9 protein-coding genes are annotated in these 12,219 nt (G+C 62.4%); 4 read left to right on the top strand and 5 right to left on the bottom strand.

The annotated features are described in order from the left end of the window. Window positions 1-2: 2 nt before the first annotated feature. Genes WBQ96_RS23645 through WBQ96_RS23635 form a run of 3 tightly spaced genes read right to left on the bottom strand, consistent with a single transcriptional unit; the run spans window position 3 to window position 3,629 of the window. Window positions 3-662, bottom strand: coding sequence for an aminotransferase class IV family protein (locus WBQ96_RS23645; protein WP_336553849.1), 660 nt, complete (start codon window positions 660-662; stop codon window positions 3-5). Continuing rightward, a complete protein-coding gene (locus WBQ96_RS23640) occupies window positions 611-1,759 on the bottom strand; it encodes an aminodeoxychorismate synthase component I (protein ID WP_336553847.1) in 1,149 nt (382 codons plus the stop codon). Before WBQ96_RS23640 ends, WBQ96_RS23645 begins: the two co-directional genes overlap by 52 nt. Before the next feature lie 34 nt (window positions 1,760-1,793). Then, window positions 1,794-3,629, bottom strand: a complete 1,836-nt coding sequence (locus WBQ96_RS23635; RefSeq protein WP_336553845.1) for a M3 family oligoendopeptidase — start codon at window positions 3,627-3,629, stop codon at window positions 1,794-1,796. Window positions 3,630-3,775: 146 nt separating this feature from the next. On the opposite strand from WBQ96_RS23635, the gene WBQ96_RS23630 reads away from it, so the two are divergent. Continuing rightward, window positions 3,776-5,290: a sigma-54-dependent transcriptional regulator gene (locus tag WBQ96_RS23630; RefSeq protein ID WP_336553843.1), complete on the top strand. Its 1,515-nt coding sequence runs from the start codon at window positions 3,776-3,778 to the stop codon at window positions 5,288-5,290. Between the two features lie 291 nt (window positions 5,291-5,581). Then, window positions 5,582-7,357 carry a DUF882 domain-containing protein gene (locus WBQ96_RS23625; RefSeq protein ID WP_336553841.1) on the top strand — a complete coding sequence of 592 codons (1,776 nt, stop codon included), beginning with the start codon at window positions 5,582-5,584 and terminating at the stop codon, window positions 7,355-7,357. A 132-nt stretch (window positions 7,358-7,489) separates the two neighbouring features. Here WBQ96_RS23625 and WBQ96_RS23620 read toward each other — a convergent pair whose 3' ends face one another. Together WBQ96_RS23620 and WBQ96_RS23615 are read right to left on the bottom strand one after the other, a co-directional pair. Further along, entirely contained in the window at window positions 7,490-8,131 is a 642-nt protein-coding gene (locus WBQ96_RS23620) for a 2-dehydro-3-deoxy-phosphogluconate aldolase (protein WP_336553959.1), read from the bottom strand. 80 nt (window positions 8,132-8,211) lie between these two features. Next, the gene (locus WBQ96_RS23615; protein ID WP_336553839.1) at window positions 8,212-8,958 is read right to left on the bottom strand and encodes an N-acetylmuramidase family protein; all 747 of its coding nucleotides are present in this window, start codon (window positions 8,956-8,958) and stop codon (window positions 8,212-8,214) included. A gap of 174 nt (window positions 8,959-9,132) precedes the next feature. On the opposite strand from WBQ96_RS23615, the gene trhO reads away from it, so the two are divergent. Then, window positions 9,133-10,059 carry an oxygen-dependent tRNA uridine(34) hydroxylase TrhO gene (gene trhO / locus WBQ96_RS23610; RefSeq protein WP_336553838.1) on the top strand — a complete coding sequence of 309 codons (927 nt, stop codon included), beginning with the start codon at window positions 9,133-9,135 and terminating at the stop codon, window positions 10,057-10,059. A 1,273-nt stretch (window positions 10,060-11,332) separates the two neighbouring features. Then, the gene (locus WBQ96_RS23605; RefSeq protein WP_336553836.1) at window positions 11,333-12,049 is read left to right on the top strand and encodes a tellurite resistance TerB family protein; all 717 of its coding nucleotides are present in this window, start codon (window positions 11,333-11,335) and stop codon (window positions 12,047-12,049) included. Window positions 12,050-12,219 lie beyond the last annotated feature (170 nt).

Below are 12,219 nucleotides of genomic sequence, written 5' to 3'. Positions count from 1 at the left end.
GATCATGCGAGTTGGGCGCGGATCAAGCCCCGCAGCGAATTGCCGACGAAGAGCGCTTTGGCCTTGTGTAGATCGTCAATTGTCAGAACGGCTTCGATGGCCTTTCCGGTTTCCAGCAATTCGACACGCAGAACGCCTGCCAGCAAGCCGCAATGAAGAGCGGGAGTGCGCAGCAAGCCGTGGCCCACATCGGCAAAGAGCGTGGTGATGGTTCCCTCACAGATTTCGCCGCGCTCGTTGCACAGGATTACTTCATTGGCTGCTTCCGGCGGAAATTCCACCCGCGCTGCCTCGTAGGCTGTGCGTTTGGTCGTCTTGTGGCGCAACAGCATGTCGGTCGAGTCCAGCCTCACATTGGCGATGGCAAGCTTCCAGACGGTGTCGGCCGGGAGCGGAACGAAAGGCTGTGTGGTGACTTTCGCAATGCCGTGTCGGTCGAGCGTCAGGCGAATGCGGAGCGGTGCGCTTCCGCTTGCGCTGTGCGAAAGTTCGCGCGCCACTTCAGCTCGTTCGAACCTGAAGCCGAGATCGCGCGCCGAAGCTTCAAGCCGCGTCAGATGCCGCTCGAGCCGAACGAAACCTTGCGCCGGTTCCCAGCGCAGCGTCTCGATCAGTTCGAATTTGGGCGGGTTCCCGTCGCGAAACGGGCCTTCAGAAGGCATTCCTCATATTCCTCTTCAGCCGTCGAATCGAAGACGATGCCACCACCGACATTGTAGACGGCCTCGCCCTCGGGATAGAGCGAGATGGTGCGGATCGCGACGGAAAAGCGCATAGTGCCGCCGGGTGCGATCCAGCCGATGGCGCCGCAATAGGCATCGCGCGGCGTGCCTTCCAGATCATTCAGGATTTCCATGGCACGGATCTTTGGCGCGCCGGTGATGGAGCCGCAGGGGAAGAGGGCGGCGAATATTCGCGCGATCGATAGATCGGGCAGTAGCTTGGCGCGCACGCGGCTGACCATGGTGTGCAGCGTAGGGTAGGTTTCGATCTTGAAAAGCTCCGGCACGTCAAGCGTGCCGACTTCGCTGATCAGCGAGATGTCGTTGCGCAACAGATCGACGATCATACGGTTTTCCGCCTGGTTCTTCGGATCGTTGCGCAGGAAATGCCGCTGCGCCTCGTCCTCTTCCGGGGTCGCGCCGCGCGGGGCGGTGCCTTTCATGGGGTGCGTATCGATCCAGCCGTCGCCATCGATCTGGAAGAAAAGCTCCGGCGAACGCGACAGGATGATCGGATCACCCAGCGACACCAGCGCACCATATTTCACCGGCTGGCGTTCGGTCAGCGCGTCGAATGCAGCGAGCGGGTCGCCCGACCATGAGGCGTGGATCGGAAAAGTCAGGTTGCCCTGATAGCAGTCGCCCTGCCGCAGATGCTGGTGCAGGCGCGAAAAACGCTTTTCATAGTCCCCGAAAGACCATGTCGCGCGCGCATCGAAGATCGGGCCGTTGGTGACCGGCTGGCGAAAGCCGGGCAGGTCGTTTTCCGACGGGCCGTCGAAGACACCGAGGCAGATCAGCGGCGCGCGCCGCCCGTCCGGCAGGATCGGCCGCAGCTTGGGCTCGAGAAGATAGCCGGCCTCGTAGGAAAAATAGCCGGCAAGCCATTTGCCGGCATCATGCGCCGCCTGCACTTCTTCAAGTGCCGGGAAGAAGCTCTCCGGCGTGTCGGCGACAATAATCTTGTGCGGCCGGTCGAACAGGAGTTCGTGACCGGCTGGATCGTCTCGGAACAGGACGAACGGGGATGCTGGCATCGTTCTTAACCGGTGAATTCCAAATCTGCCCGGCTCAATCGAGCGTTTCCAGCTCGTCGATCAGGTCGCCGATGACGGCAAGGCCGATCTGCCAGAAGGCCGGGTCGGAGGCGTCGAGGCCGAACGGTCTCAGCAGCTCGGAGTGGTGCTTGGTGCCGCCGGCGCGCAGCATGTCGAAATACTTCTCCTGAAATCCCCGTTCGGCATTCTGATAGACGGCATAGAGCGAGTTCACCAGGCAGTCGCCGAAGGCATATGCATAGACGTAGAAGGGCGAATGGATGAAGTGCGGAATATAGGTCCAGAAGGTTTCGTAGCCCTCGCGCAGCCTGATCGCGGGGCCAAGGCTTTCGGCCTGCACCTCCAGCCAGAACTGGCCGAGCTTGTCGGAAGTCAGTTCGCCGTTGCGGCGCTCGGTGTGCACCTTGCGTTCGAACTCGTAGAAGGCGATCTGGCGCACAACCGTGTTGATCATGTCCTCGACCTTCTGGGCGAGCATGGCCTTGCGCTCGCGCCGCTCGGTGGTCTTGTCGAGCAGTGAGCGGAAGGTCAGCATCTCGCCGAAAACCGAGGCCGTCTCGGCAAGCGTCAGCGGCGTCGAGGCCATCAGCGCGCCCTGACCACCGGCCAGAACCTGATGCACGCCGTGGCCGAGCTCGTGCGCCAGCGTCATCACGTCGCGCGGCTTGCCCATGTAGTTGAGCAGTACATAGGGGTGAGCCGACGGCACCGTCGGGTGCGCGAAGGCGCCGGGCGCCTTTCCGGGCCGCACCGGTGCGTCGATCCAGCGGCGGTCGAAGAAGGTGCGCGCGATCTGCGCCATATCCGGCGAGAACCGCTGGTAGGCCGACAGTACCGTGTCTTTCGCTTCGTCCCATCCGATCGTCGCCTGCGGTGTCTCGGGCAGAGGCGCGTTCCGATCCCAGTGGTTCATCACGTCCATGCCGAGCCAGCGTGCCTTCATCGCATAATAGCGGTGTGACAGGCGCGGATAGGCGTCGCGAACGGCGGAAGCCAGCGCATCGACGACGCTGCGCTCGACGCGGTTGGCGAGATGGCGCGAGTCGGCGATGTCCTCGAAGCCACGCCAGCGGTCGGAGATTTCCTTGTCCTTGGCGAGCGTGTTGGTGATCAGCGTGAAGGTGCGCAGGTTTTCCTTGAACGTGGCAGCCAAGGCTTCAGACGCCTTGCGCCGGATGTCGCCATCGACATCCTGAAGCCGGTTCAGGGTCGGCTCCAGCGTCAGCTCTTCGCCATCGATGTCGAAGCGCAGGTCGGTCATCGTCTCGTCGAACAGGCGGTTCCACGCGCCGCGCCCGGTGATCGACTTTTCATGGAAAAGCTGCTCGATCCGATCTTCCAGCTGGAAGGGCTTGTCTTTTCTCAGGTCCAACACCCAGGGCCGGTAATGGCCGAATGCCGGGTCGGCATCGAGTGCTGCAAGAACATGCTCGTCCTCGACGAGGTTCAGTTCCAGCGCGAAAAACAGCAGATGCGCGCTGGCATCCGTCATCTTCTCCTGGATGTCGCCGTAGAGCTTGGCGCGCTGCGGATCGGCGGTGTTTCCAGCATAGATCAGCCCTGCGTAGGAGGCGATGCGGCCGATCAGTTCCTCGATGGCTTCGTAGGTGCGGAGCGCTTCGCCGAGCCGGCCGTTCGCACCTTTCTGGGCTTCGATCGCCAGCGTTCCCTTCCAACGGGTCTCGAAGGCGATTGCGTCTTCCGCCGCCTTTTCGAGGTCACGTTTCAGTTCCGGCGCATCCATGGCCGCATAGAGGTCGGTCAGATCCCATTCGGGAAGATCGCCAAGATCACCGGCTGCGTGGCCGGAGGTCAGTGGAGCGGCGTTCCGCCCCGAAACCATGCGCATAGAATTACCTTCCGATTTCAGACGAGGAGAAGGCCGGACTTTTCTTAAAGCTTTCGTTCACCGGCTTTTTTGAAACCTTATTTAGAACCCTGTGCCAGTCTGATCCAGACAGCAATCAATCTCTAGTGCGATTCTCCGAATAATTCATGGCAGCTTGCGTTCTCATAGTCGACGACGATCCCGTGCAGCGGCGATTGCTGGAATCTGCCGTCACGAAGTTCGGCTATGAAACCATGCTGGCCGACGGGGGCGAGGCGGCGCTCAAGTTTCTTGAAGCCGGTGACATCTCGGTCGTCATCCTCGATCTGGCAATGCCGGGCATCGATGGCATCGGCGTGCTCAAGGCAATGCGCGAGCGCAGCATCAACCTTCCGGTCATCGTCCAGACCGCACAGGGCGGGATCGAGACCGTTGTCACGGCGATGCGCCATGGGGCGTTCGATTTCGTGGTCAAGCCGGCGTCTCCGGAACGGCTGAAGACGGCGATCACCAATGCCTTGAAGATCGAGACGCTGAGCAGCGAGGCGAAGCGCTCGAGCCGCAGCGGCGGCACTCTGACTTTCAAGGACATGATCACCAGAAGCCAGGCGATGGAGCGGGTTATCCGGCTCGGCCAGAAGGCTGCCGCTTCCAGCATCCCTATCCTGATCGAGGGCGAATCGGGCGTCGGCAAGGAACTCGTCGCCCGCGCTATTCAAGGCTCGAGCGCGCGCCGGTCGAAACCGTTCGTCACCGTCAATTGCGGCGCCATCCCCGATAATCTGGTCGAAAGCATTCTCTTCGGCCATGAGAAGGGCTCGTTCACCGGCGCGACGGAGAAGCACACCGGAAAGTTCGTAGAAGCGCACACCGGCACGCTGTTTCTCGACGAGATCGGCGACCTGCCGCTCGACGTGCAGGTCAAGCTGCTGCGCGCAGTGCAGGACGGCGAAGTCGATCCGGTCGGCGGGAGGGCCACCGTGAAGGTCGATATCAGGCTGATTTCGGCGACGCACCGCAATCTTCTGCAGCAGGTCAAGGACGGCAAGTTCCGCGAAGACCTTTTCTACCGGTTGAATGTCTACCCGATCTACGTGCCGCCGCTGCGCGAGCGCCGCGACGATATTCCGCACCTCGTTCGGCATTTCATGGCGAAGGTGCCCCCGTCGGATGGGCGCGGCCGTGTCGTGGACATCTCGTCGCGGGCGCTTTCGATGCTTCAGGCCTATGACTGGCCAGGCAACATCCGCCAATTGGAAAATGCCGTGTTTCGGGCCTCCGTGCTGTGCGAAGGCGACGTTCTGACCGAGGAAGAATTTCCGCAGATCAGGGCGCAGGTCGAAGGGGTCGTCAGGCTTGAGGATGCTGTCTCCGACGAGGCACTCATAGATGATTCCGATCAGGCTTTGGTGCGATCCGACGTTGAACGTATGCACATCGCGCCGCCGGCTATCGCGCCTGAGACGCATTTCGGCATCCTGAAAGCCCTCGACGATCGCGGCAATGTCCGGTCGCTTGCAGAGGTCGAACTGGAGATGATCAAGCTGGCCATCGACCATTATAATGGCCAGATGAGCGAGGTCGCCCGACGGCTTGGCATCGGACGCTCGACCTTGTACAGGAAGCTCAAGGAATATGGTATCGACCCGGAAACCGGTCGGGCCGAGCGCCTGGTGTCCTGACCCAATTCTTAACCAGCGCCACGCAAGGCCCAGACGATAAACCCCCGGTTTACCAAGAACTCCCGCGCTTAAATTTTGCCGGGATAATGCCACGGTGTCACCGCATTTCGACTTCAATAAGCAGTGATTAACCATTAGGATCGATATTCGGACGTAACTTTCCACGTCCGGAAATTCAAATCCGGGGACAAACGGCAGTCTGTAAGGCCTTTTGATTTGATTAGCATCAAGCGATTCACAACCCGGCGATTCTTCAAAACGACCGGCTGGCATGGTTTGCTGGCGGTATTGATGGTCGCCTTCGGTTTCCTCACTCTGGCAGCATCCGCGGCAAGTGCCGAGACACGGACGTTGAAGCTCTACTTCATCCATACCAAGGAGAAGGCAGAGATCACTTTCAAGAGGAACGGTCGCTACGATCAGTCCGGCCTGCAGCAGATAAATCGCTTCCTGCGCGACTGGCGCCGCAACGAACCGACCAAGATGGACCCGCGGCTTCTCGATCTGGTCTGGGAGGCGTACAAGGCCTCGGGTTCGCGTGACTACATCCACGTCGTTTCGGCCTACCGTTCGCCGGCCACCAATTCCATGCTGCGCGGCCGCAGCAAGGGCGTCGCCAACAAGAGCCAGCACATGCTCGGCAAGGCGATGGACTTTTATCTCCCGGATGTTCGCCTGAAGAAACTTCGCGAGATCGGTCTGAAAATGCAGGCCGGCGGTGTCGGCTACTATCCGACCTCGGGCTCGCCTTTCGTTCACTTCGACGTCGGCAATGTGCGCCATTGGCCGCGCATGAGCCGCAAGGAACTGGTCGCGGTCTTCCCGAACGGCAAGACGCTTCACGTGCCGAGCGACGGCAAGCCATTGCCGGGCTTCGAGCAGGCGGTTGCCGCCTATGAAGCCCGCAAGGGCAGGGGCGATCTGGCTATCGCCCTGGCCAGCAACAGCAGCGGCGGCAGCAAGCGTTCCGGTGGGCTTCTCGCGGCCTTCTTCGGTGGCGGCGGTGGAGCCGACGACGATGAAGACAGCAGCCCGGTCGTGGCTTCGGCCGCACCCGCTCCTGCGCCGAAGGCCGCTGTCAGGCAGGCTCCGGCAGCGCAGGCCCCGGCGGCCAAGTCTTCGTTGCCCGGCATCCAGATATTGTCTCCGGACGAGGCTCAGCGCGCCGATATTCCGGCCGCGGACACGCCGAGGCCGCAGGAGCAGACTCCTGAAACCATCATAGCCGCCCTGCCGACGCGCAACGTGCCGCTGCCTGCATTGGCGCCGCGCCCGCAGACCGAGGTCGCTGCGGCAGTTGCCGCTGCTCAGTCGCCGGAACAGGTTCCGTTCGGCATGGCGAGCGCGCCATTGGCTGAGACGCCGGCTGCTCCGGCGCAGGAGGTCGCGCTCAACATTCCATTGCCGACGCGTCGTCCCGACTACACGCCGCCGTCCGAACTTGCGACGCCTGCCCAGCAGGAAGCGATCCTGCTGGCACTGGCCGAGCCCGAAGGCAAGAACCGGACGATGGCCGACGCTTCGCCCGTGCCGCTGCCGGGAAATCGTCCGGAAACGGCCGACCGCGATATGATCGTGGCAGCACTTCCCGAGGCGCGGCCGACGCTGCCCGAGCCTGCCAATGCCGATGCAGCCGCCAACGCCGCCGCGGTGGACGCGGAGCTCAAGGCAAGCCATGCGCGCGTCGCAGCACTCAACAATGCAGCGGCCTTGCGCGAAACCGTCACCGAACGCCCGGCGGCCGCTTCTGCAGCCGCAGCCGTCGATACAGGTGCCAAGACGACACGCAAGGCGGCACGCGCCAGCGCCCAGGATTCGAAGCCTGACCGCAAGCCGGTCGTGGTCGCGGCCCAGCCGCAGGCCGCGCGCTGGGTGTTGCACAACGACTATGTGACGACGGCTTCGGCCGGAACACGCGCACCTTCCTTCGCCTACAACATCGTGCGTACCGCGCCACGTGAAGTCTACACCGCCGGTTTCCAGGCCGAGAACCAGCTGGCCGATGCCAACCGTTTCTCCGGCAAGGCGGTCAAGTTCCTGACGGTGGCGCGCTTCCAGACCCACTGACGGCAACGCCGAACTCCAAAAACAAAGCGCCGGGTCTTGCCCGGCGCTTTTTGTTTGTGGGTTCGGTATCGGCGGCGTCCATCTGCGCGCTGTCAGGTATCGGGCGCGGCGGAGAAGCGCCGTGGCTTGAACTCAGCCCTTGCGCAGGCCGGAGGCTTCACGGGCGAGCGCCTCGATGGCGGTCCAGTTGCCGGCCTTGATGAGATCGTCGGGCGCGACCCAGGAACCGCCGACGCAATTCACATTGGGCAGGGACAGGTAGTCGACAGCGTTCTTTGTCGTCACGCCGCCGGTCGGGCAGAAGTTGATGCCGGCGAAGGGGGAGGCGAGTGCCTTGAGGAAGGATGCGCCGCCCGCCTGCTCGGCCGGGAAGAATTTTAGGAAATCCAGCCCGGCCTCGCGCGCGGCCATGATTTCTCCCGGCGTGATCGCGCCCGGCAGCAGCGGAACCTCGCTGTTGCCGGCTGCTGCCAGAAGCTCGCGTGTCACACCGGGGCTGACGATGAATTTCGAGCCCGCCTTTTCGGCCTGCTCGAACTGCCGGGCATCGAGAATGGTGCCGGAGCCGATGATTGCCTCCTCGACCTCACCTGCTGCCCGGCGGATCGCCTCCAGCGCATCGGGTGTCCTCAGTGTGATCTCGATGGCGCGCAGGCCGCCACGCGCCAGAGCGCGTGCCAGCGGCACGGCATCCGCCACATTGTCGATCTTCAGAACGGGGATGACCGGCTGGCCGTCGAGGAGGGAAAGGAGCTTTTCGGTCTTGCTGGACATCATGCCTTCTCTTGGCGGGCTGAAATTTCAATCGATTTAGCAGACGTCGACCGGCAAGTCCACGTAAGCACTGCCTGTTGTTATCCTCTCCAGAGGAAGTTCGCCAGTTTCCTCCACATTGCGCGCCAGCCGCCAGCCTGTGCCGGTTTGGCAGGGGGCGCCCCGGGAAGGGCGACCGTTGGCGAGTTCCGGGCCGGTGCGTCGCCAGACAACGAGGTCATCGCAGTTTCGGTGCCCGCTTCGCTCGCCTTGTAGCGCTTGTAGGCGGCCGCGATTTTCGTTTGGTAGGCGTGGCGCTTGTAATCCGGCCCATTGTAGCCGCGCGCGAATGCGTCCCAGTCGTGCCGGCGGATCGCCGGAACTAGGCCACTCTTTTCGATATAGCGCTCCATCAGCCTAGTCTGGCCGGCGACGCCAGAGCGCGCTTGCCGGACCAGTGCATCGACATTGGCGAAGCCAAGCCATGCCCAATGGGTGCCCATGACCTGGCCGAGACCCCACGATATGGACTCATACGCCGCCTTGCGGTCAATGGCGGTCGCGCGTTCCAGCAGGTGCCAGCGAGCCTCCTGTGTCTTGGGGTTCGGGACACCACCCGCATTCGGTGATGAAAGCCGCTGCGTCCGCGCTTTGGCGCGATTGTCGGGCGACAGGCGCCGGTCGAAATAGTGCCCCTCGAAGCGGATCATCGGCTCCTTGCGACCTTTCACCAGAGCGTAGGCCTTGCCGGCACTTTCGACCTCGGCAATGGCCAGCAATGCGGCGGGTTCGATCCCGAGGGTTTTTGCGACGGCGGAAATTTCGCGGATGGTTTCCTTGCTGAACATTGCGGCGGCACTCCTTGTTTTGCCCGCCAATTCTCGCCGCGTTTTCGCAGGCGGGGATAAACTTGCGCGTTTTGTGACAAGCCCGCCGGCGTGCCGCTGATACAAGATCATGAAAACATGGGTATTTTTCGCCGGGCTTGAAACAAAAACGCTCAAAAGCTACTGGCGTTGACCATGAATTCATCCACATCCCGCCAAGCCTTCCGCGTTGCCGCGCTCTACCGGTTCTGCCGGTTCGAAGCGTTTGCCGAGCTGCGTGAGCCGCTGGCGGCCTTTTGCTGCGCTCGTGGCATCAAGGGTACGCTGCTGCTTGCGCGCGAGGGCATCAATGGCACGGTGGCCGGAACCGAGGCGGCGATCGGCGAACTCGTCGCCTGGCTCGAAGCCATTCCTGAGCTTGCCGGGCTTGAGCTGAAATACAGCCACGCCGCCGAAATGCCGTTCCACCGCATGAAGGTGCGGCTGAAGCGCGAGATTGTGACGATGGGCGTCGAGGGCATCGACCCGCTGGAAGGGGCAGGGGCGTATGTCGCGCCGCAGGACTGGAACGCGTTGATTTCCGATCCCGGGACCTTGGTCATCGACACGCGCAACGACTACGAGGTTTCGATCGGCACTTTCCAGGGCGCGGTCGACCCGAAGACCAAGAGTTTTCGCGAATTTCCCGATTGGGTGGCGGCGCATCGCGACGAGCTCGAGGGCCGCAAGGTGGCGATGTTCTGCACCGGCGGCATTCGCTGCGAGAAGGCGACCGCCTATGTGAAATCGCTCGGCATCGAGGATGTCTTTCACCTGAAAGGCGGTATCCTGAAGTATCTCGAGGATGTGCCGGCCGAAGACAGCCTCTGGCAGGGCGAGTGCTTCGTCTTCGACGAGCGCGTTTCCGTTTCGCATGGGCTCGAACAGGGCGATATCGGCCTTTGCCGCGCCTGCCGTCATCCGATCACGCCTGAGGAGCGGCTTTCGCCGCAGTTCAGTGACGGCGTGTCCTGCCCGCATTGCTACGAGGTGCGCACCGACGAGGATCGCACCCGCTACGCCGAGCGCCAGCGCCAGGTGGAACTGGCGGAGAAGCGCGGGGAGAAGCATATCGGGGGCTAGCGAGGCGTCGCTTCCTTCTCCCCTTGTGGGAGAAGGTGGATTGGCGCGCAGCGCCAAGACGGATGAGGGGTGTTGGAAGAAACTCCAGCGTCCACACTCCGTCCAACACCCCTCATCCGACCTCCCCTTCGGGTCGGCCACCTTCTCCCACAAGGGGAGAAGGAGAGACGCGCTTCATCATCGCCACGCCCTGCATCGCAGTCTGGCCATTGTCAAAGAGCCGGGAAAGACGGGCGGCTGAAATCTCGCTCATCTTTTGTATTTTTCTGCGATCTCTCGACCGCCCGTCTCGGTATCTGTCCCGAAGTCGGCCGGTCACAACGCCCGCTCCATGTACATTCCATGGACAAGACGCCGCGGGTTCTCCGCATCCTGCGCGATCTACCCTTGATCCTTCCGCCGCAGGCTTTCGCCTGAAGTTTCCAGCCAGGGCATGCGGCCGCAGGACGCCGGCCTGTGTCGGGCCCTCGGAGCCCTGGCTACCACACCAGGGCGGGAGGTCACCGCCACTCCCCCTTGATCCCGGTTCCAGACCCGGTCCCGCAGGAGCGATGAAGGGATTATGGATGAAGGCGGAAAGGGTGGGGATAAATCGGGCGTGAAAAAATGTGTGGGGTGAGCGAAAACAATGGGTTGGCAGAAAATCGGACTGAAATCTTTCCTCCACTTCGCAAGCTTCACCTTCGATGGTTCTGCACCGCAGTGATCTTCACAGATGTTCCGGCATGGATCCCGGGTCTCCGCATGTGCTTCGCTCATGCTCCGCCCGGGATGACGAACTGCATGTTTGGCTCGTGCTGATCGTCAACGCTGGTGCGCGGCAGTCATGTATGCGGGTGCAAGGGTTAGTGTTCGCCGCCTTTCCACTCGATGCGCCAGCATTTTGCGATGTTCACGTTTACGGCCAGCAATAACGTTTGCGATTTGCGGCACCACCGCTTCCTTCGTCATCCCGGGCGGAGCATGAGCGGAGCGAATGCGGAGACCCGGGATCCATGCCGGAACGGCGGAGAGCTTCGGCGGTGCAGAGGTATCATCGTCAGGACCGGGCCGTGCCTGACGATGTTCCGGCCAATAGATCCCGGATAACCTGCGCTTCGCTCCGGTTTCCGGGATGACGAGCTTCGTGGTTGTCACCGCAAACCGTCAAGGTTCCGCCGAGCACAAACCTCACCAAAAACACCGCGCGTCATTGTAATGTCGCCATAGACTGCCTACCTCACCGACACTTGAAACCCGCCCGAAGAGACGGGCATAAACTCCGGAGGCACTGATGTTCGACCCCAAGAAGCTGCTCGATGACCTGCTCGGTTCGAAAGTTCCCGGCACGGGATCGACCGTCAGGGACAAGGCCGCTCAGGCGACGCAGCTTGCCAAGGATAATCCGCTGGCAGCCGGTGCGCTGGCCGCGGTGCTGCTCGGCACCGGCACTGGCCGTGCCGTCACCGGTTCGGCGCTGAAGCTCGGCGGGCTCGCAGCCGTCGCGGGGCTCGCCTACAAGGCCTACCAGAACTACCAGAACGGCAAGCAGCCGGAACAGGCGGGCACTGCCCAGCAAGAGCTGCTGCCGCCGCCGGCCGATACGAGCTTCCACCCATCGCAGGCGCCGCAGGGCGAGGCGGAATTCGCGCTGACGCTGGTGCGCGTGATGATTGCCGCCGCCAAGGCCGACGGCCATGTCGATGAGGAAGAGCGCAAGAAGATCGCCGACAGGCTGGCGCTTTCGGGCATCGGCAGCGAGGCCGAAAGTTTTCTCCTTGCCGAACTCGACACGCCGCTCGACCTCGACCAGCTTGCTGCATCGGCGCATACGGATGCGCAGAAGATCGAGCTTTACACAGCCGCGCGGCTTGCGATCGACCCGGACACCCGCGCCGAGCGCGGCTTCCTCGACATGCTCGCCGGCCGGCTGAAGCTGCCGGACGCGCTGGTCGACCATATCGGGGCGACGGTTTCGGCGGCCAAGACGGAAGCGACCGTCGGAGCGTAAAGACCGCCTGCTAACTCTACCCTGCCGGCCATCTGACGCAGTTTTCTGCGCTTCCGGTGCTCACGTACCTAAATGTACGCTCCGCTCCGGTTCTCGAAAACCACGCCATATGCCTCGGCAGGGCGAGTTATCAAACAGTCTTTTAGCGTTGATTGTAAAAGCAACCAGAA

This window comes from Mesorhizobium sp. CCNWLY176, assembly GCF_037153935.1.
Lineage (GTDB): Bacteria > Pseudomonadota > Alphaproteobacteria > Rhizobiales > Rhizobiaceae > Mesorhizobium_M > Mesorhizobium_M zhangyense.
Note: the sequence above shows the minus strand (reverse complement) of the source record. Positions and strands in the feature narration are given on the sequence as shown.